18 protein-coding genes are annotated in these 18,363 nt (G+C 71.9%); 13 read left to right on the top strand and 5 right to left on the bottom strand.

Annotation, left to right across the window (positions count from 1 at the left end):
* The first annotated feature begins 153 nt into the window (after window positions 1-153).
* The 10 genes from ACZ466_RS14115 to ACZ466_RS14070 all read left to right on the top strand — a co-directional run bounded on the left by ACZ466_RS14115 (window position 154) and on the right by ACZ466_RS14070 (window position 10,098).
* Entirely contained in the window at window positions 154-957 is an 804-nt protein-coding gene (locus tag ACZ466_RS14115) for an MlaE family ABC transporter permease (RefSeq protein ID WP_378280739.1), read from the top strand.
* Window positions 957-1,811 carry an ABC transporter permease gene (locus tag ACZ466_RS14110; RefSeq protein ID WP_378280740.1) on the top strand — a complete coding sequence of 285 codons (855 nt, stop codon included), beginning with the start codon at window positions 957-959 and terminating at the stop codon, window positions 1,809-1,811. The genes ACZ466_RS14115 and ACZ466_RS14110 overlap by 1 nt, the downstream gene beginning before the upstream one ends.
* Window positions 1,808-2,878 (top strand): MCE family protein, encoded by a 1,071-nt coding sequence (locus ACZ466_RS14105; RefSeq protein ID WP_378280741.1) that lies wholly within the window; start codon window positions 1,808-1,810, stop codon window positions 2,876-2,878. Before ACZ466_RS14110 ends, ACZ466_RS14105 begins: the two co-directional genes overlap by 4 nt.
* Complete coding sequence (locus ACZ466_RS14100; RefSeq protein WP_378280742.1) at window positions 2,875-3,942, top strand: MlaD family protein; 1,068 nt, start codon at window positions 2,875-2,877, stop codon at window positions 3,940-3,942. Before ACZ466_RS14105 ends, ACZ466_RS14100 begins: the two co-directional genes overlap by 4 nt.
* Window positions 3,942-4,973 carry an MlaD family protein gene (locus ACZ466_RS14095; protein WP_378280743.1) on the top strand — a complete coding sequence of 344 codons (1,032 nt, stop codon included), beginning with the start codon at window positions 3,942-3,944 and terminating at the stop codon, window positions 4,971-4,973. The genes ACZ466_RS14100 and ACZ466_RS14095 overlap by 1 nt, the downstream gene beginning before the upstream one ends.
* Window positions 4,973-6,013: an MCE family protein gene (locus tag ACZ466_RS14090; protein WP_378280744.1), complete on the top strand. Its 1,041-nt coding sequence runs from the start codon at window positions 4,973-4,975 to the stop codon at window positions 6,011-6,013. The genes ACZ466_RS14095 and ACZ466_RS14090 overlap by 1 nt, the downstream gene beginning before the upstream one ends.
* Window positions 6,013-7,197 (top strand): MlaD family protein, encoded by a 1,185-nt coding sequence (locus ACZ466_RS14085; RefSeq protein WP_378280745.1) that lies wholly within the window; start codon window positions 6,013-6,015, stop codon window positions 7,195-7,197. The genes ACZ466_RS14090 and ACZ466_RS14085 overlap by 1 nt, the downstream gene beginning before the upstream one ends.
* Entirely contained in the window at window positions 7,194-8,483 is a 1,290-nt protein-coding gene (locus ACZ466_RS14080; protein ID WP_378280746.1) for an MCE family protein, read from the top strand. The genes ACZ466_RS14085 and ACZ466_RS14080 overlap by 4 nt, the downstream gene beginning before the upstream one ends.
* A 27-nt stretch (window positions 8,484-8,510) precedes the next feature.
* On the top strand, window positions 8,511-9,476 hold the full coding sequence (locus ACZ466_RS14075) for a hypothetical protein (protein ID WP_378280747.1): 966 nt from the start codon (window positions 8,511-8,513) through the stop codon (window positions 9,474-9,476).
* Window positions 9,477-9,582: 106 nt separating this feature from the next.
* Entirely contained in the window at window positions 9,583-10,098 is a 516-nt protein-coding gene (locus ACZ466_RS14070; RefSeq protein ID WP_378280748.1) for a MarR family winged helix-turn-helix transcriptional regulator, read from the top strand.
* Between the two features lie 14 nt (window positions 10,099-10,112).
* Here ACZ466_RS14070 and ACZ466_RS14065 read toward each other — a convergent pair whose 3' ends face one another.
* Together ACZ466_RS14065 and rpsD are read right to left on the bottom strand one after the other, a co-directional pair.
* Entirely contained in the window at window positions 10,113-11,000 is an 888-nt protein-coding gene (locus ACZ466_RS14065; RefSeq protein ID WP_378280749.1) for a TauD/TfdA dioxygenase family protein, read from the bottom strand.
* Window positions 11,001-11,112: 112 nt separating this feature from the next.
* Window positions 11,113-11,763, bottom strand: coding sequence for a 30S ribosomal protein S4 (gene rpsD / locus ACZ466_RS14060; protein WP_378280750.1), 651 nt, complete (start codon window positions 11,761-11,763; stop codon window positions 11,113-11,115).
* A gap of 69 nt (window positions 11,764-11,832) precedes the next feature.
* Between rpsD and ACZ466_RS14055 the strand changes: the two genes are divergently transcribed.
* Both ACZ466_RS14055 and ACZ466_RS14050 read left to right on the top strand, forming a co-directional pair.
* Window positions 11,833-12,933, top strand: coding sequence for a hypothetical protein (locus ACZ466_RS14055; RefSeq protein ID WP_464043619.1), 1,101 nt, complete (start codon window positions 11,833-11,835; stop codon window positions 12,931-12,933).
* A gap of 305 nt (window positions 12,934-13,238) precedes the next feature.
* Window positions 13,239-14,468 carry a trans-sulfuration enzyme family protein gene (locus tag ACZ466_RS14050; protein WP_378280752.1) on the top strand — a complete coding sequence of 410 codons (1,230 nt, stop codon included), beginning with the start codon at window positions 13,239-13,241 and terminating at the stop codon, window positions 14,466-14,468.
* Window positions 14,469-14,501: 33 nt separating this feature from the next.
* On the opposite strand, the gene ACZ466_RS14045 is transcribed toward ACZ466_RS14050, so the two are convergent.
* Both ACZ466_RS14045 and ACZ466_RS14040 read right to left on the bottom strand, forming a co-directional pair.
* Complete coding sequence (locus ACZ466_RS14045) at window positions 14,502-15,668, bottom strand: DUF5925 domain-containing protein (protein ID WP_378280753.1); 1,167 nt, start codon at window positions 15,666-15,668, stop codon at window positions 14,502-14,504.
* 42 nt (window positions 15,669-15,710) lie between these two features.
* Window positions 15,711-16,469 carry a lysophospholipid acyltransferase family protein gene (locus tag ACZ466_RS14040; RefSeq protein WP_378280754.1) on the bottom strand — a complete coding sequence of 253 codons (759 nt, stop codon included), beginning with the start codon at window positions 16,467-16,469 and terminating at the stop codon, window positions 15,711-15,713.
* Window positions 16,470-16,650: 181 nt separating this feature from the next.
* On the opposite strand from ACZ466_RS14040, the gene ACZ466_RS14035 reads away from it, so the two are divergent.
* Complete coding sequence (locus ACZ466_RS14035) at window positions 16,651-17,514, top strand: hypothetical protein (RefSeq protein ID WP_378280755.1); 864 nt, start codon at window positions 16,651-16,653, stop codon at window positions 17,512-17,514.
* 80 nt (window positions 17,515-17,594) lie between these two features.
* On the opposite strand, the gene ACZ466_RS14030 is transcribed toward ACZ466_RS14035, so the two are convergent.
* The gene (locus ACZ466_RS14030; RefSeq protein ID WP_378280756.1) at window positions 17,595-18,272 is read right to left on the bottom strand and encodes a uracil-DNA glycosylase; all 678 of its coding nucleotides are present in this window, start codon (window positions 18,270-18,272) and stop codon (window positions 17,595-17,597) included.
* Window positions 18,273-18,363: the final 91 nt, after the last annotated feature.

Genomic DNA, 18,363 nt, shown 5'->3' with positions numbered 1-18,363 from the left:
GTGTGGTCCCGGTCGCAGCCGGTACGCGGGTGCGCGACGTGAGACGCGCCACCGGAGCGGCGGCGGTGACCGGGGTATCGGATGAGCGCCGACGTCCGACTGTGAGGAGGCTGGAATGTCCCGTGCCCCCGCCCCAGGGGAGGGCTCCGGCTGATGGCCCTGAGCCTGACCAAGGCCCCGGACCTTGCCCTCCGGCGCATCGAGCGGACCCTCGACGAGACCGGTCTGCTGTGCGTCACCCTCCTCGAAGGACTGCGCCGCACCTGGGACCTGCGCCAGTGGTGGGGCGAGTTCATCGAGCAGTGCTGGTTCCTGGCCAGGGTGACCAGCGTCCCCGTCATGCTGATCGCCGTCCCGCTGGGCGCCACCATCTCGCTGCAGGTCGGCGACATCGCCCGCCAGCTCGGCGCGCAGTCCGGCACCGGCGCGCTGCTGGTCGCCGCGATGATCCAGCAGGTCGCCCCGCTGGCCGCGGCGCTGCTGGTCTCCGGCGTCGGCGGCTCGGCCATCACCTCCGACATGGGCGCCCGCAACATCCGCGACGAGCTCGCCGCGATGGAGGTCATGGGGATCAACCCCGTGCACCGCCTGGTGACCCCGCGGCTGTGGGCGGCCAGCACCGTCTCGATGCTGCTGTGCTCGGTGGTGATCCTCGCCGGAGTGGTCGGCGGCTACTACTTCAACGTCATCCAGCAGGGCGTCAGCCCGGGCGCCTTCTTCGACGGCGCCACCACCCTGCTGCAGCTGCCGGACCTGCTGATCACGCTGTTCAAGGCGTGGGTCTTCGGCTTCATCGCCGCCGCGGTCGCCTGCCACATGGGCATGAACTGCGACTACGGTCCGGTCGGCGTGGGCCGCGCGGTCAACCGCGCGGTGGTGGTCACCTCGATCGTGGTGTTCACGGCCAACTACGTGCTCACCATGATCTACCAGGTCCTCTTCCCCCCGAGGTTCTGATGGTCGCGATCTCCCCCGTACGCAGGCTCGGCCGCGCGGTCCAGGGCCGCACCGCGGACCTGTCCGCCTCGCTCAACCTGCCGGTCTTCCTCGGCCGCGTCCTCTACCACCTGCTGTTCGACATCGTCATCCGGCGCAAGTACGGGCGGACGCTGGCCAAGCAGGTCAGCGACATCACCGTCGGCGTCGGCGCGCTGGTGATCGGCGGCGGCATGATCTTCGTGATCTCCACCATGTCGCTGGCCACCGGCGCCATGGTCGGCCTCCAGGGCTACCCGGGGCTGGAACGGATCGGCGCGGAGGCCTTCACCGGCCTGGTCGCCAGCTACTCCAACGTCCGCGAGGTCACCCCGATCATCGCCGGGGTGGCGCTGGTGGCGCAGGTCGGCACCGGCTTCACCGCCGAGATCGGCGCGATGCGGATCTCCGAGGAGATCGACGCGCTGGAGGTCATGGGCATCAACTCGCTGGCCTACCTGGTGTGCACCCGGGTCGCGGCCGGCGTCATCGCGCTGGTGCCGCTCTACCTGGTGTCGCTGTTCATGGCGTTCTTCGCCACCCGGTTCATCACCATCGAGTACTTCGGGCTCTCGCCCGGCATCTACGACTACTACTTCCACCTCTACCTGCCGCCGATCGACGTGTTCTACAGCGTCGTCAAGGTGGCCGTGTTCGCCTTCATCGTGATGTTCATCCACTGCTACCGCGGCTACTACGCGGCGGGCGGGCCGGTGGGCGTGGGCGTCGCCGCGGGACGGGCGATCCGCGAGTCCACCATCCTCATGATCCTGATGAACCTGGTCCTGTCGTACATCTTCTGGGGCCACGGCAGCACGGTGAGGTTGACCGGATGAGCGACGAACCCCTGTCCCGGCGCTCCCGCGGCATGTTCGGCCTGGTGGGCGCGGGCGTCATCGCGGGCGCGGCCGTCCTGGTGGCGCTCGGCTCCACCCAGTCGCACGCCGGCTCGACCTACTACACCGCCTCGTTCGGCCGGGCCGGGCAGGGCCTGGACCCGGGCAAGTCGGACGTCAAGATCCGCGGCATCCAGGTCGGCACGGTCGACTCGGTGTCGCTGGAGCGCACCGGCCGGGTGGCGGTACGGCTGCGGGTGGACGAGGGCGTCCGGATCCCCCGCACCACGCAGGCCACGGTCGAACCGGTCTCGGTGTTCGGCCCCAAGGACCTCGCGCTCGACCTCGGCGCCGGGGAGCTGACCGGCCCGTACCTGGCCGACGGCGCCCGGATCGCCCAGACGAAGGACCCGCAGGACCTGTCCGAGACGGCCTGGCCCGCGTACCGGCTCACCCAGGCGATCAATCCCGACGAGGTCGGCGCGATCCTGCGCAGCCTCTCCGGCGGGCTGTCCGGGCAGGGCCAGGCGCTGCGCCGCACGGTGACCAACGGCTCCACGGTGATCGACGCGGCGCACGCCAACCGCGCCGTGATCCAGAGCCTGATCAACGATCTCACCGGCCTGTCGGGCACGCTCGGCGCGCGCGGCGGCACCATCAACGCCGCCGTGCGCGACCTCAACCGGCTCGCCCCGGTGATCGCCGACCGTCCCGACAAGGTGACGCGGCTGCTGGACGAGTCCGCCGCCCTGGCCGGCACGGTCGGCGACACCATGCGCGACCACGGCGCCGACCTCGGCTCGATCGTCGACGAGGGCGGCAAGGCGGTGTCCGTGCTGGCCGCGCAGCGGCGCAACATCCCGGTGCTGCTCGACAGCCTGAACGGGTTCTTCGCGCTGCTGTCGGACATCATCCGGATCCCGGGCCCGGAGGGCACGCTGATCGCCCAGGCCGTCGACACGCTCCCGCTCGACCTGTGCAAGACGTTCGTCGACGTGTGCCCGACCCCGCCGTCGCGGACCGCGTTCGGGTCGTCGGCGAGCCCGCGGATGGTGATGCAGCCGTGAGCCGCCGCACCGGACGCGGGCCCGACACCGCCACCACGCTCAAGTTCGTCGTGTTCGTGGTGCTGACGGGGCTGCTGACGTTCTTCATCGGGCAGCAGATCCTGGCCGCCAGCCCGTTCAGCGACCGCTACCGGCTCACCGCCACCTTCGACGACGTCACCGGGCTGCTGGAGGGCGACGTCGTCAAGGTGGCCGGGACGCCGGTCGGGCAGGTCAAGGCGATCGAGGTGCGCCGCGGCAAGGCCGTGGTCGGCATGGACGTCGACCGGGAGGTCCGCGTCCCCGAGGACTCCACCGCCTCCGTCCGCTGGCGCAACGTCATGGGCCAGCGGGTCATCTACCTGGAGCCGGGCCGCGGCGCGCGCAGGCTCGGCCACGGCGACCGGGTGCCGCACACGCGGTCGGTGGTCGACCTCGGCGCGATCGTCAACAGCCTCGGCCCGCTGACCCGCAACCTCGACCCGAACCAGCTCAACAAGATCCTGTTCGCGTTCACCCAGGCGCTGGACGGCAACGAGCAGAACATCGGCCTGCTCGTGCGGAACTTCGACGTGCTGCTGCAGACGTTCACCTCGCGGCGCGCCACCATCGAGAAGATGATCGACGACTACGAGACGGTCAGCGACGCGGTCGCCACCCGCGACAAGCAGATCGCCGCGAGCGTCGACAACCTCAAGGAGCTGACGCGGGTGTTCGCCGGCAACCACCGGCTGCTGGAGAACGCGGTCGTCGAGGTCGCCGGCGTCACCACCAACCTCAACCAGGTGCTGGGCGGCAACGACGCGCAGCTCGCCCGCATCATCGACAACCTCGGCAAGTTCAGCGAGACGTTCCGGCTGAACGTCGACCAGCTGGAGAAGATGGTGCAGAACCTCCCCCTCACGCTGCGGCAGCTGTTCGCCTCGGCCAACGGCGGGCATTACCTGCGCACCAACGCGCTGTGCCTCAACCTCGTCCAGGGGCCGTGCCCGTTCCCGATGGAGCTGCCGCGGTCGCCGCAGGCGCAGGGGCCGACGCAGGCCGAGCTGGACAAGCTCCGGTCGATGCTGCGGGGTGGTCGGTGATGGCGCTGAAGTCGCTGCGCGACGTCAACCACCGGATCGTCGCCGTCGTCACGCTGACCGTGCTCGGCGCCGCCTGCGTGTTCGCGTTCGCGACCGGGCAGCTGCGCCTGTTCGAGCGCGGGTACACGATGAGCGGGGTGTTCGCCGACACCGCGGGCCTCAAGAACGGCAACGACGTGCGGCTGGCCGGGGTGAAGGTCGGCCGGGTCACCTCCGTCGAGCCCGACTTCTCCTCCGGCACCATCGTGGTGACGTGGCACGTGAACGAGGGCATCGACCTCGGCCGCGACACCCGCGCCGAGATCCAGACGACGACGCTGCTCGGCGGCCGCTACCTGCGGCTGTCCGGCCCGGTCACCGGGACGTTCATGGCCGACCTGCCCGAGGAGCGGCGGCGCGTCCCGCTGCAGCGCACCTCGGTGCCGTTCACGGTGCCCGAGGCGCTGGACAGCGCGCAGAGCATCGTCGGCAAGCTCGACCAGCGCAGCATCGACACCCTCCTCACCCAGATCAACCGGATCGAGTCGCCGGGCGCGGCCAAGCTCCGCCGGATCCTGGTCAACCTGCGGCAGCTGTCGCAGACGCTGAACGACTCCTTCCCCGAGATCGAGAAGCTGATCGACAACGGCCGGACCATCACCGGCACGCTGGCGGCCAAGGACGAGGAGCTCCGGCAGATCATCAACGCCAGCCAGGTGCTGCTGCAGAGCCTGGTGCAGCGGCGCGACCAGCTGGCCGCCACCATCGGGCAGGGCAGCCGCACGGTCCGGACGCTGTCGAACGTGATCGACGGCAACCAGCGCGAACTGGACACGCTGCTGGACAACCTGCACCTGCTGACCACCCGGCTGGCGCCCAACATGGACGCCCTCAACACCGACTTCTCACTGCTCGGACCGACCTTCTCCCAGGTGGCCAACCTCAAGGGCAACGGGCCGTGGATCGAGGGCCTGCTCACCGGGCTCGGGCCGATCCAGCCGCCCGGACCGCACTCCACGAGGCGGCCCCCCGCGCAGCAGGGAGCGAACTGATGAGATCCCGGAGGTTCGCGGCGCTCGCGGCGGTGCTGTCCCTGGCGGCGGCGGCCGCGGCCGGCGGCTGCTCGGCGCTGACCGGCGAGTCCGGCGGCAAGCGCACGATGACCGTGGAGTTCACCAAGGCCCGCTCGTTCTACCCCGAGTCCAAGGTCAAGATCATGGGCGCGGACGTGGGGCTGGTGGACCGGGTCGAGACCGTCGGCGACCGGATCGAGGTCACCTTCCACGTGAAGGAGGACGTGCCGCTGCCGCGCGGCGTCCAGGCCTCGATCGTCCCGCTGAACCTGGTCGGCGAGCGCAACCTGGTGCTGCATCCGGCGTGGCGGCCGGGGCAGCCGAAGGAGACCGCGAACCGGATCCCGATCGAGCGCACGCACGTGCCGGTCGAGGTGGACGACGCGCTCAGCTCGTTCACCAACCTGGCCAACGCGCTCGACCCGACCAAGATGCGCACCGCGCTGGACCGCGCGGCCGGCTCGGTGAACGGCAACGGGCGCGAGTTCAACGCGACGCTGGAGCAGAGCGCCCGGCTGGTGGAGAACGTCGCGGGCCAGGACAAGGAGCTGGTCGAGGTCGCCCGCAACCTGCAGCGGCTGTCGGGCGTGGTGCGGGGCCGCGAGCAGGTGCTCGGCCGGCTGATCACCAACTTCGCCGAGGCGACCCGGGTGCTGAGCGCCGAGCGCGGCGAGCTGCAGGACCTCGTCCGGGGGGTCCTGGAGCTGTCGAAGAACGGCGACAAGCTGATCAAGAAGTACAAGGGCCAGCTGCCCTACGACCTGGCCGTGCTGACCCGCACGGCGCTGGTGCTGAAGGGCAACGCCAAGGAGATCGCGCAGCTGGTCAACGCGCTGCCGGGGATCAGCGAGGCCCTCATCGGCGGCTACAACCCCGAGAACAAGTCGCTGCAGATCCGGTTCGCGACGGACGCGTTCCTGCGGACCTGGCTCAAGGGCCTGCTGAACAGCGACGAGGTGGACTGCCCGCTTCCCCCGCCCAATTCCAACTGCCCCTGGATGCAGGGAGGTGGGAACTGATGCGCCTCCGCCGGAAACCCGACGCGCGGGACGCGGACCGGAAGAAGGACCGTCCGATGAGCGCGGCGGCGTTCGCCGCGCTGATCGCGACGCTGCTGGCCGCGATGACCGGCTGCTCCATCCGCACCGCGGGCGCCCCGCAGGGATCCCTCACCCTCAGGGCCACCTTCCAGGACGTGCAGGGGCTGGTGGCCGGGCACAGCGTGCAGATGTCCGACGTCAAGATCGGCACCGTGACCAAGGTGGAGCTGGACCCGCGCACCTACCGGTCCACCGCGACGCTGTCGATCGTGGACGGGCACCGCGTCCCGCAGGGCACCCGCGCCGAGATCAAGGTGACCTCGCTGCTGGGCGAGAACTACGTGGACCTGGTTCTGCCGCCGGGCGGCAGCATGGACCGCGGCCCGTTCCTGGCCAAGGGCGCGAGCATCACCGACACCAGCGTGCAGCCCGCGTTCGAGCAGGTGGTCGGGCAGGCGGGGCCGCTGCTGCAGGCGCTGGCGGGCAACGACCTGGCCACCATCGTCAACACCGGCGCGGCGGCGCTGGAGGGCAACGGGCAGCGGCTCAACGTCACCATCGCCAAGTCCGGCGACCTGCTGAAGCTGTTCACCGACCAGCGCAACCAGCTCGCGCAGGCGGTCGACCAGTTCGCCAAGCTGGGCAGTTCCCTCGCGCAGGGCGGGGCGGAGCTGAACCGGGCGCCGGTCGAGCTCGAACGCACCACCAAGCTGCTGAACGACAACAAGGACAGGATCCTGCGCACCGTCGAGCGGCTCACCCACATGGCCCGCGAGCTGAACGACAAGGTGCTGGAGGGCCGGGTGGCCCGGTTCCGCACCCTGCTGCGCGACCTGGACCCGGTGCTCGCCCAGCTCGGGAGCAACCGGGCCCGGCTGACGAACCTGGTCAACGGGCTGGTGACGTTCGAGAACAAGCTGCCGCGGGCCAGCTACGACGGCCAGCTGCTGCTCTACCCGATCCTGAGGATCGTGTGGCCGGACGGCACGCCGCTGCTGCCGGAGTCGGGCCAGGGCGGGAACGGCGCCGGGACGGCGAAGAACGGCCAGGGCGGCGGCACCGCGCCCAAGCAGCCCAAGCCGCCCGAGCCGCCCAAGCTGCCGGGCGACCTGCGCACCGCGCTGCCGGACCTGGACAAGCTGCTGAAGGGGGCGCGGCGATGAGCGGCCGAGTGACGATCAACCTGCTGGCCTTCGCCGTCCTCGCCGCGCTCATGGTGGTGTGGGCGTTCAACAACGTCATCCGGTTCGACTTCATCGACCGGCCGTACCACATCACGGTGGAGTTCCAGTCCTCGCCCGGCCTGCACCCCGGCTTCGAGGTCGACTACCTCGGCCTGCGCGTCGGCAAGATCGACTCGGTCCGGCTGGACCGGAACAAGGTCAGCGTCAAGCTGGACATCGAGAAGGGCTTCGAGATCCCGCGCGGCGTCACCGCCGCCGCGGCCCGCAAGTCGGCGGTCGGCGAGCCGGTCGTGGAGCTGACCCCGCCGCGCGGCGCCCGTCCCGGCGGCCCCCGGATGCGGCCGGGCGCGGTGATCCCGGTGTCGCAGACGACGGTGCCGCCCAAGTACGGCGACCTGTTCGGCGCGGTCATCCAGTCGATCCGGGCCATCGACCCCGAGGACGCCCGGGTCCTCACCCACGAGCTCTCGGAGGGCCTGTCCGGCCGCGAGGACTCGCTGCGCCAGATCATCAACGGCGGCGACCAGCTCACCGCCACCTTCGCGCAGAACAGCGAGCTGCTGGACGGCCTCACCAAGGACCTGGGCCGGATCACCCACGTGCTCAACCAGAACCGCGGGCAGCTCGGCGCCGGCATCGACAACCTGGCGGCGCTGACCGCCGCCCTGTCGCAGGTCCGCGGCGAGCTGCGGCAGCTGCGCGACACCGGCCCCGACCTGCTGGCCACGGTGAACGGGCTGCTGGAGAAGACCGGGCCCGACTTCGAGTGCACGCTGGAGTCGCTCGGAAACTGGGGCCTGACCCGCCACAACCCCGACCTCTACCGCGACCTGAGCGACACCCTGGCGTACGCGCCCGAGCTGCGGACCGTCCTGGAGAACGTGATCGGCCTGGACCAGGGCAAGCCGGTGCTGAACGTGGTCTTCCTGGTCACGCTGCAGACGCCGGCGGTCAGGGAGTACAAGTACCCGCTGGCGCAGCCCGCCGTGAACAAGCAGCCGGCCTGCCCCGACGGGCGCCGTCCCGCGGACGGGAAGCAGAAGCCGTACAAGGCCAAGAACCCCGGAGCGACCATCCCGACGCACGACCCGTCGATCCAGGGGGACACCCGGGCGCGGAAGGCGGCGAACCAGTCCGGGGCCTCTCCCGGCGGGCCGCCCGCTTGGCTAGTGTACGTTCCCCCGGTCCTGGCCCTGCTGGTGCTGATCCGGGTGATGGCGGGCTCGGTGCCCGTGATGTCCCGCCTGCGCCGGCGTAAGGACTGATCCCCCAACCACCGAGGAGTGCCTGAAGTGACTGGCAAGACCACCAAGGACGTCCCCGAGGGCGCCGAGGGCGTCGACGCCGTCGATACGGAGGACGACTCGGCCGCGGAGGTCGAGGAGCGGCCGGCGACCAGGCGGAGACGGCGGGTGCGGGTGATCGAGGTCCTCGACGACGAGGATCTGGACGAGGTCCTCGACGCGATCGACGCCGAGGAGCAAGAGGACGACCGGCCCGCCAGGCCGAAGCCCAAGGCGGCCGCCAAGCCGAAGCCCAAGGTCGTGGAGCCCGAGGCCGAGGAGGAGACGGCCGAGGACGAGGAGCGCTCCAAGCCCCAGCCGAAGCCCAAGGCCGCGCCGAAGCCCAAGCCGAAGGCCCCGGTGTCGCTGGACGAGGTCGCCCCCCGGACGTTCCTGGGCCTGCGCCGCAACCAGGCGATCGTGGTGGTGCTCCTGGTGGCGGTGCTGGCGAGCCTGGGCGTCTGGCAGTGGCGGGCGGCCAGTGGCCTGTCCGGCGAGCGGGACGACCGCGACGCGGTGTCGAAGGTCGCCTCCGCCTACGGCGACGTGGCCCTCAACTACAACGCGGGCAACTACCAGGCGCAGATGAAGAAGGCCGAGGGCCTCATGGGCGGCGACCTGCTGGAGAGCTTCAAGACCAACACGCTGCCCAACCTCGGCAACACCTTCAAGCAGAACCCGCAGCTGGTGCTGACGTCCAAGACCGACCAGGTGTTCGTGGGCACCGTCGACCAGCGGTTCGCCGCCGCGACGATCTCGGTGGACGTGACGGTCAAGACCTCCGAGGGCACCCACGAGTCGCCCGCCACCCTGATCCGGCTGGCCATGGCCAAGATCGACGGTGAGTGGAAGGTCACCAAGATGTACGCCTCGGGCGTCAACGACCAGACCCAGCAGAGCGGCGGGCTGCCGAACGTCCCGACCGGCCCGTCGCCCAGCTCCTCGCCCAAGAGCCAGGAGACGCCCAAGAACTAGCCCCGACGGCCTCGTTCGCGCCCCGCCCGGTGGAAGCCGGGCGGGGCGCGGTGCGTTCTGCCAAGAAGCGGGGGATCTGCCGAGAGGCGGGGGAGGAGAAGGACCCATGACGACGACGTACAAGGGGCCTGCCGGGGTGGAGCCGGATGTCGAGCCCGCCGCGGCCGTGCCGGGCGGCATCGTGCACGAGTTCGGCGCGCTGCTGGGCACCACCGCGCTGCTGGAGCGGATCGCGGCGCGCGAGCTGGAGCGCCGCTGCGGGATCCGGCACGCCATGTTCGAGGTGCTGCTGCGGCTGTCGCGGGCGGGGGCGGACCGGCCGACCATGGGCGCGCTGGCCGGGGAGCTGATCCTGACCAGCGGCGGCATGACCCGGCTGATCGACCGGATGGAGCGGGACGGCTACGTGCGGCGGCAGGCGGCGTCCGGCGACCGGCGCCGCCAGGTGGTGGGGCTCACCGAGAGCGGACGGCGCAAGCTGCGCGAGGCGCTGCGGGTGCACGCCGAGACCCTGGACCGGCATTTCGCCGGCCCGCTCACCGAGGAGTCGCGGGGGCAGCTGGTCGCGGCGCTGGCGACGCTGGGCGAGCACGCCCGCCGCGACCTGGGCAGCCTGGGCTGACCCTCTAGAGCCCGCTAGAGGTAGCGGGCGGCGGTGGCCTCGGCGGGGGCGTCGGCGCCGGTCACGCCGTCCACGCCCTTGGGGACGCCGTCGTCGATGCCGGCGGGGCAGTTGATGGTGACCCGGTGCATCTTGCGGCGCTGGGTGTAGTCGGCGACCGCGTAGTGCTGGGTGGGGCGGTTGTCCCAGAACGAGAGCGTGCCGACCCGCCACTTGAGCCGGACCTGGAACTGCGGGTCGCGGACGGCGTCGAACAGCAGCGGCAGGATCGCCTCGTTCTCGCGCCGGGACAGGCCGATGAGGCGGGTGACCGAGCTGCGGTTGACGTAGAGGGCCTTGCGGCCGGTCTCGGGGTGGACGCGGACGACGGGGTGGACGACCGGCGGGTTCTTCTCCTGCATCGCGCGCAGGTCCATCCGGTGGCCCTTGTCGATGGCCTTGGTCACCGACATGGTGAGGTCGTGCTCGGCGTACAGCTCGTCGCACAGGCGCTGGAGCCAGGGCGCGAGCGACTCGTAGGCCAGGTACATGTTGGCCCAGAGGGTGTCGCCGCCGACGTCCGGGAGGATCACCGCGCGCAGCAGCGATCCCATCGGCGGGACGCCCATGAACGTGTTGTCGCTGTGCCACTGGTCGCCGCCCTCGCCCTTGGGGTCGGTCTGGTCCAGGACGTGCACGGGGCTGCCCGAGGTGTCCATGGGCGGCATGTTGGCGGTGCCGAACTGCTTGGCGAACACCACGTGCTCCTCGTCGCTGATGTGCTGGTCCCGGAAGAACAGCACCAGGTGCCGGAGCAGGCCGTCGCGGATGTGCTGGATCTGCTCGCCGTCGAGGGGTTTGGCCAGGTCGACTCCGGTGACCTCGGCGCCGATGTTCCGGGTCAGGGGGTGGAATTCGATCATGTCCTGGGCCTCCATCGGGTGCGCCCCCGCTCACCTCAGGGGCCAAGCAATCGCTAGGTTGATGCTAACCGATGGGAGTGGACGCCTGTCCAGCCCTCCGACCCGGCCCGTCTCAGCGCGAGTAGTGCTCGACCACCAGCTGCTCGTCGCAGATGACCGGGATCTCGCGGCGCTCGGGCAGCCGGACCAGGCGGGCGGCCAGCGCGTCGTGCCGCACCTCCAGGTAGGGAGGTATCGGTTGATGGGGGTGGTGGGCCGGGTTTGAAGAGAATTGCAGCTTCTCGGGGGCGTGGGCGCCGGCCGCCGCCACCAGGAACGGCTCCATCGCGCGGCTGCGCTCGGCGATGGTGATCACGTCGCCGGGCCGGAGCCGGTACGACGGGCGGTCCACCCGGCGCCCGTTCACCAGCACGTGCCGGTGCACCACGAACTGGCGGGCCTGGTAGATCGTGCGGGCCAGGCCGGAGCGCAGGACGAGGGCGTCCAGCCGGCGCTCCAGGTCGATCAGCAGCACCTCGCCGGTCTTGCCCTCGACCTTGCTGGCCTTGTCGAAGGCGTTGCGCAGCTGGGCCTCGCGGATGTTGTACTGCGCGCGCAGCCGCTGCTTCTCGCGCAGCCGGATCTTGTAGTCGGACTCGTTCTTGCGGCCGCGGCCGTGCATTCCCGGCGGGTAGGGCCGCGCCTCGAAGTACTTGACGCTCTTGGGGGTCAGCGGGATTCCGAGGGCCCGGGAGAGACGGACCTTCGGACGGGGGTTGTTCATCGTCCTCCTTAGTGATTAGGTAACCCTTACTTAGGTAAGCCTAACCTACCTCGTCAAGGAGGTCCGATCATGAGCGAGGCGAGCGAGGCCGGACAGGACACGGAGCAACGCCCGGACGGGCGGCAGGTGGTCCGGCCGACGGCGGGCGAGCGGGCGCGGACCCTGGCCTACGGGGTGGCGGACGGCGTGCTGGCCGTCCCGGGCGTCCCGTACGCGCCCGTCCCGGCCCACGCCACCGACGAGCAGGGGCGGCCCCTGCTCCTGCTGCCGGCGCGGTCGGCCGCCGTCGCGGCGCTGCGCGGCGAGCCCGACCTGCCCGCGACCCTGCGGATCTCCGATGTCGCGCCGGTCCCGCTGGCCGACCGGGTGCGCGGCCGGGCCTGGCTGCACGGCTGGGTCACCGAGCCGGCCGGGGACGAGCGCCGCGCCGCCGCGCTGCGGCTGTCCCGCCTGCATCCGCGTCCCGAGCTCCTGGACATCGGGCCCGAACCGGCGCCGGGGCAGTCCTGGACGGTGCTGGCCCTGGAGATCGCCGAGGTGGAGATCCGGGACGCCTGGGGCGAGGCCACGCTCGACCCGGAGGAGTACGAGGCGGGCGTGCCCGACCCACTGGTGGCGATCGAGGCCGGTATCCTCTCCCACCTCGACGAGTGCCATCGGGCCGAGCTGGTCGTGATGCTGCGCCGGCTGAACGACCTGGCCGCCCGGGTCTCCGGCGGCGGCGTGCCGGGGGTGCCCGCGGCGCGGGAGCCCGTCGAGTCTGTGTGGGGGGACGACCCCCCACGCCCCCCGGCGAGAACGCACGACCGCCCTCCGGGCGCTCGGCCGGTCGAGTCTGTGTGGGGGGACGACCCCCCACGCCCCCCGGCAAGAACGCACGACCGCCCTCCGGGCGCTCGGCCGGTCGAGTCTGTGTGGGGGGACGACCCCCCACGCCCCCCGGCAAGAACGCACGACCGCCCTCCGGGCGCTCGGCCGGTCGTGCGGCCGCTCGGGCTCGACCGGTACGGCATGTGGCTGCGCTGCTTCACCGCGCCGCCCGAGGACGTCCAGGAGCGGCCGGACGGCGCCGAGTCCGTCGACCTTCGCGTGGTGTTCGGCGAGCCGGTCAGTGATATCCACGGCCTGCGCCGGGTGTACCGGCGGCTGTTCGCGGGCGTGCACTCGTAGGCGCCGCCCGGGGCGCCCCCGGGGAAACACGGGTAAATGCCCGTAATCTCCCGGATGTCCGGATGGGTGGGGCCGGGGGATAGTCGGGCTCGGCCGGGAGCGCTCGCACCGGGACCGCACCGAACCGCCCGGATCCCCCGCGGGGTGGGGACTCCGGGCGGTTGCTCACCGGCGCGGTCCGCGAGTGCGGGACGACCGGACGGGCCAGTGGCCCGGCGCCGCGAACGCGACAGGGGGGGCGCGGCCCGGGCCACTGGTTGGAATTGGACCTATTCCCCCGCGCGTCCGCGCCGCAGGCTGAAGCCATGACCCATGACGGCATCGACCACCACCGCGGGCACGGCGACCGGGCCGGCGCGCGCCCGCACCCCGAGACCCGGGCCGTGCACCCGAGCCTGACCCACCCCACCGGGAGCAGGCCGCTGGGCATGCCCATCTACCAGGCCCACACCTTCGCCTTCGACGGCGCCGAGGAGATGGCCGCCGCGTTCGAGGGGCCCCATTCGGCGTTCCTGTACGGGCGGTGGAGCAACCCCACCGTCCGCGCGCTCGAGGACGCCGTGAACGACCTGGAGGGCGGCGCCGGAGCGCTCGCCTCCGCCTCCGGCATGGGCACCATCAACGCGGTGCTCATGGCCCTGCTGCGCTCCGGCGACCACGTCATCGCCCAGTCCTGCCTGTACGGCGGGACGTACGCGGTGCTCAACGACCTGGCCGGGCGATGGGGCGTCGAGGTGACCCACGTCTCCGGCGACGACCCCGCCGAGGTGCGCGCCGCGCTGCGCCCGCGCACCCGCCTGCTGATCCTGGAGACCATCGCCAACCCGACCACCCAGGTCGCCGACCTGCCGGCGCTCGCCGCCGCGGCCCGGGAGGCCGGGGTGACGACGATGGTCGACAACACCTTCGCGCCGGTGCTGTGCCGCCCCCTGGACCACGGCGCCGACATCGTCGTGCACTCGGCCACCAAGTACATCGGCGGGCACGCCGACATCGTCGGGGGCGTCGCGGTGTTCGCCGACGAGGTGCTGCACCACCGGGTGTGGAAGCAGGCCACCGAGCTCGGCGCCACCCCGGACCCGTTCGCCGCCTGGCTCACCCTGCGCGGGTTCGCCACGCTGCCGCTGCGCATCGCCCGCGCCAGCGAGACCGCCCTCGACCTCGCCCGGCGGCTGGCCGCGCACCCGGCCGTCACGCACGTCGCCCACCCGGGACTGCCCGGCCACCCGCAGCACGAGCTCGCCCGGCGGCTCATGCCCGGCGGCGGTGGCGGGGTGCTGTCGTTCGAGCTCCAGGGCGGGCGCGAGGCGGGCCGCACGTTCACCGACGCGGTACAGGTGGCCAGGCTCGCCGCCTCCCTCGGGGACGTGTCCACGCTCGTCATGCACCCGGCCAGCACCTCGCACCGGCAGCTCGACGCCGCCGCCCTCACCGCCGCGGGCATCGGCGAGGGCACGGTACGGGTCGCCGTCGGCCTGGAGCACCCCGACGACCTCTGGGCCGACTTCGAGCAGGCCCTCGCCAAGGCGTCCTGAGCGCCGCCAGGGCCCCGGTACCGGCGCGGGCCTCTACAGGTAGAAGCCCGTGCCGGTGGAGGGCGCGCTCTCGGCCTCCGGGGCCTTCTCGCCCTTGCGCAGGGCCACCAGCTCCGCCAGCGTCGCGCCGTCCGCCCCGATCTCGCCCTCGACGCTCGTGTCGTCCAGCCAGGCCAGCGACTCGCTCCGGGTGAGCCGCCCCACCTCGATCTGCGCCAGGCAGCGGCCCGGCCGCACCACGGCGGGGTGCAGGCGGGCCAGGTCCTCGTTCGTGGTGATGGCCACCAGCACGTCGCGGCCCTGGCCCAGCATCCCGTCGGTGAGGTTGAGCAGCCGGGACAGGCCCTGCCCGGCCGACTGCTTGGCCTCGCCCCCGATCAGCTCGTCGCAGTCCTCCAGGATGAGCAGCCGCCAGCGGCGCTTGTCCGCGTCGTCGTCGTCCTCGTCGCCGACCGCCACCTCCATCAGGTAGCTGGGCGTGCCGAACAGCGCCTCCGGGTCGAGCACGCAGTCGGACTGGCACCACGGGTCCCAGGCGCGGGCCAGCGCCCGCAGCGCCGTGGTCTTGCCGGTGCCGGGCGGGCCGTGCAGCAGCAGGAGCCGCCCGGTCACCTCCTCGCGCGTGAGACTCATCACCCGGTCGAGCGCCTCGGCCACCGGCGCGGTGTAGTTGCGGCGGATGTCCTGCCAGGCGTCGGCGGAGATGGCCCGCCCCGTACGGACCGGGCCGCGCGAGCCCATGTGCCAGAAGCCCATCTCGACGTTGGCGTCGTCGGTCTTGGGCGGGTCGGTGGCGTCGCGCACGCACTCGTCCATGACGGACTGCGCCAGGTCCTCGGTCACGGCCGACACCGACACGTAGGCGATGCCGCTCTTCCACCGGCTGGTGAGCAGCGTCCAGCCCTCGCCCTCGGCCAGCACCGACTCCTTGCCGCGCTCGTTGGCGGCACGCACCGTCCGGGCCGCCGGCGGGCGCAGCGGCGCCTCCGGCTTCACGTGCTCCAGCCGGACGGACCGCGACCACGGCTGCTCGCCGGTCGCGAACGGCCGCAGCGACAGCACGTCCATCACCTCGGACGGCGAACTGGTCTCGTCGAGGTTGAGCACCACCGGCGGCGGCGCGTCGAGGGGAGCCTCCGGCGGCTCGACCAGATGCAGGATCTCCGGAACCCCCTGCGGCGTCTCCCGCGACATGGTCATGTCCTCGATGATCTGGGGCGGCGCGGGAGGCCGTCCACCGAATTAAGCGTCACGGTCGGACTTGCGCCGCTCCAGCTCCTTGAGGTCCAGCGCCTCGGCCTCCTCCGGGGTCGGCGCCGAGCCGCCGAGATAGGCGGGCTGCCACCACTCCTGCCCGGTCTTGGGCAGCTCGGGGTACTCGCGCTGCGCCTTCTCCAGCAGCTCCGACAGCTGCCCGCGCAGGTCGCGGGTGGCCTTGTCGTAGTCGTCGCCCCGCTTGGGGTACATCGGCTCGCCGACCAGGATGGTGACCGGGACGCCGCGCTGCAGCAGCTTGCGCGGGCGGCCCTTGGTCCACAGCCGCTGCGGCCCCCACAGCGTGAGGGGGATGAGCGGCACGTCGCCGGCCACCGCCATCCGCACGGCGCCGTTCTTGATGTCCTTGACCGTGAACGACCGGCTGATGGTGGCCTCGGCGAACACCCCGACGACCTCGCCGCCCTTCAGCGCGGTCAGCGCCGCCTTGAACGAGGCCGCCCCGGCCTGCCGGTCGACGGGGATGTGATGCATCCCGCGCATCAGCGGCCCGCCGATCCGGTGGTCGAAGATCTCCTTCTTGGCCATGAACCGCACCAGCCGGCCGGACGGGTGCGCCGCCAGCCCCGCGAAGATGAAGTCGAGGTAGCTGATGTGGTTGCTGACCAGCACCGCGCCACCGGTGCGCGGGATCCGCTCGGTCCCCTCGAGGCGGAACTTGATGTCGAGGGCCTTGAACACGCCCTGGGCCGCCTTGATCACCGGTGGATACACGATTTCGGACATGGGTGCACGCTACTTGAGCGCGGGGTGAAGGGCGACCCCGCGAACGATCGCGCGGCGGGCCGTAACTCTGAGATGGTGGAGCCGGGCGCCCGGTCTTCCGGGAGCCCGGCCCGGCGACGCGCGAAGATGCTATGAAGTGATCTTGAGTGTTACCGAGTGGATCCGGTGAAGGGGGATGAGCATGGAACCGCTGGACGCGGCCGCTGACGTGCACGAGCTCATCCGGGACCTGCTGCCGGTGGTGGCGCCGAGCGCCTGGTTCGACTCCGGCACCTCCGAGGTCGTGCTCCCGGTCGGCCGTTCGGAGGCGCGCGCCTCCACCTGGACGGTGCTGGAGCGCTGCGCCCGCGAACCGCGGGCGACCTGGTCCCGGGTGGTCGACGAGTGGCTCCGCGAGGTCGGCCACCGCGCCTTCCTCGCGGTGGGCGAGATGGAGCTGTTCGGCGACGTCCGCAAGCTGCTGCGGCTGCGCATCGTGCCCAAGCTGGCGCCGCGCGACCGCGAGGGCCTGGTGGTGGTCCCGGCGGGCGACCACTTCGACGCGATGGTGATGATCGAGCATCCGCGGTACGGCGGCCCGCTGACGAAGGCGCGGGCGGGCCTGCTCGGCCTGCGCAAGCTCGGTTATGTCATGACCAATACCCATGACCGTGAGCTCGCGGACGTGTCGGTGCGTGATCAGCCGCTGCTGCCCGGCCGCGATGTGCGGGTGGTGACCAAGCCCGGGAGCCGGTACGTGTCCGCGCTGCTCAGCGAGGTCGAGCAGTTCCTGCCGAGCCCCAACGAGCACGGCGCGCTGGTCGGCGTCCCGTGCCACAGCACGCTGCTGCTCTACCCGATCACCTCGACCGCGGTGCTGGAAGTGCTGCCGGTCTTCGCCGACGTCGTCGCGGAGATGCACGCCGACGCCGACGACCCGTGCGCGCCCGGCGTCTACTGGAGCCACGGGGAGCGCCGGCTGACGCCGCTGCCCGGCGCCGCTCCGGGGCCGTCCACGCCGGACGAGTTCGCCTCCCTGCTGCGCCGCCTCCCCGACATCCCCTGAGCGCCCTCTGAACGCTCCCTGAGCGGCCCCTGAGCGGGCCGCAGCCGCGGTCGGTCAGAGGACGTCCCGGCGGGCCAGGGCTAGGGGAGCCGCCAGTCGACGGGCGCGGCGCCCTGCTGCTGGAGGAGCTGGTTGGCGCGGCTGAACGGGCGCGAGCCGAAGAACCCCCGGTCGGCCGACATGGGGCTGGGGTGCGCCGACTCGATGCAGGGGACGCCGGGCATCATCGGCTTGAGGTCGCGGGCGTTGCGCCCCCACAGGATCGCCACCATCGGGCGGCCGCGCGCCGCCAGCGCCTGGATGGCCTGCGCGGTGACCTCCTCCCAGCCCTTGCCGCGGTGCGAGTTGGGCGCGCCGGGCGTCACCGTGAGCGCCCTGTTGAGCAGCAGCACGCCCTGCCGGGTCCAGGGCGACAGGTCGCCGTTGGACGGCTGGGGGTGGCCGAGGTCCTCGCAGTACTCGCGGTAGATGTTGACGAGGCTGCCGGGCAGCGGCCGCACGTCCGGCGCGACCGAGAAGCTGAGCCCGACCGGGTGGCCCGGTCTCGGGTACGGGTCCTGTCCGACGATCAGCACCCGCACGTCGTCGAAGGGCTGGGTGAAGGCGCGCAGGATGCGGTCGCCGGCGGGCAGGTAGCGGCGGCCGGCGGCGACCTCGGCGCGCAGGAAGTCGCCCATGGCCGCGATCCGTCCCGCCACCGGGTCGAGGGCCTTGGCCCAGCCGGCCTCGACGCTTTCCGCGAGTGGTCGTCCCGTCATGACCGGAAAGCCTAACGTCGTGATCATCACACCGGTTGCGGAACGAAGCTTGATCATACCTGTGAAGTTCTCTGACCAGTCGGGGTCGGAT

It is taken from the genome of Actinomadura rugatobispora (assembly GCF_055379765.1).
Note: the sequence above shows the minus strand (reverse complement) of the source record. Positions and strands in the feature narration are given on the sequence as shown.

What these genes read in the sequence shown, in the direction of transcription:
- ACZ466_RS14115 (WP_378280739.1), top strand. Translation starts at nt 154, where the DNA reads ATGGCCCTGAGCCTGACCAAGGCCCCGGACCTTGCCCTCCGGCGCATC.
- ACZ466_RS14110 (WP_378280740.1), top strand. Translation starts at nt 957, where the DNA reads ATGGTCGCGATCTCCCCCGTACGCAGGCTCGGCCGCGCGGTCCAGGGC.
- ACZ466_RS14105 (WP_378280741.1), top strand. Translation starts at nt 1,808, where the DNA reads ATGAGCGACGAACCCCTGTCCCGGCGCTCCCGCGGCATGTTCGGCCTG.
- ACZ466_RS14095 (WP_378280743.1), top strand. Translation starts at nt 3,942, where the DNA reads ATGGCGCTGAAGTCGCTGCGCGACGTCAACCACCGGATCGTCGCCGTC.
- ACZ466_RS14090 (WP_378280744.1), top strand. Translation starts at nt 4,973, where the DNA reads ATGAGATCCCGGAGGTTCGCGGCGCTCGCGGCGGTGCTGTCCCTGGCG.
- ACZ466_RS14085 (WP_378280745.1), top strand. Translation starts at nt 6,013, where the DNA reads ATGCGCCTCCGCCGGAAACCCGACGCGCGGGACGCGGACCGGAAGAAG.
- ACZ466_RS14080 (WP_378280746.1), top strand. Translation starts at nt 7,194, where the DNA reads ATGAGCGGCCGAGTGACGATCAACCTGCTGGCCTTCGCCGTCCTCGCC.
- ACZ466_RS14070 (WP_378280748.1), top strand. Translation starts at nt 9,583, where the DNA reads ATGACGACGACGTACAAGGGGCCTGCCGGGGTGGAGCCGGATGTCGAG.
- ACZ466_RS14065 (WP_378280749.1), bottom strand. Translation starts at nt 11,000, where the DNA reads ATGATCGAATTCCACCCCCTGACCCGGAACATCGGCGCCGAGGTCACC.
- rpsD (WP_378280750.1), bottom strand. Translation starts at nt 11,763, where the DNA reads ATGAACAACCCCCGTCCGAAGGTCCGTCTCTCCCGGGCCCTCGGAATC.
- ACZ466_RS14055 (WP_464043619.1), top strand. Translation starts at nt 11,833, where the DNA reads ATGAGCGAGGCGAGCGAGGCCGGACAGGACACGGAGCAACGCCCGGAC.
- ACZ466_RS14050 (WP_378280752.1), top strand. Translation starts at nt 13,239, where the DNA reads ATGACCCATGACGGCATCGACCACCACCGCGGGCACGGCGACCGGGCC.
- ACZ466_RS14045 (WP_378280753.1), bottom strand. Translation starts at nt 15,668, where the DNA reads ATGACCATGTCGCGGGAGACGCCGCAGGGGGTTCCGGAGATCCTGCAT.
- ACZ466_RS14040 (WP_378280754.1), bottom strand. Translation starts at nt 16,469, where the DNA reads ATGTCCGAAATCGTGTATCCACCGGTGATCAAGGCGGCCCAGGGCGTG.
- ACZ466_RS14035 (WP_378280755.1), top strand. Translation starts at nt 16,651, where the DNA reads ATGGAACCGCTGGACGCGGCCGCTGACGTGCACGAGCTCATCCGGGAC.
- ACZ466_RS14030 (WP_378280756.1), bottom strand. Translation starts at nt 18,272, where the DNA reads ATGACGGGACGACCACTCGCGGAAAGCGTCGAGGCCGGCTGGGCCAAG.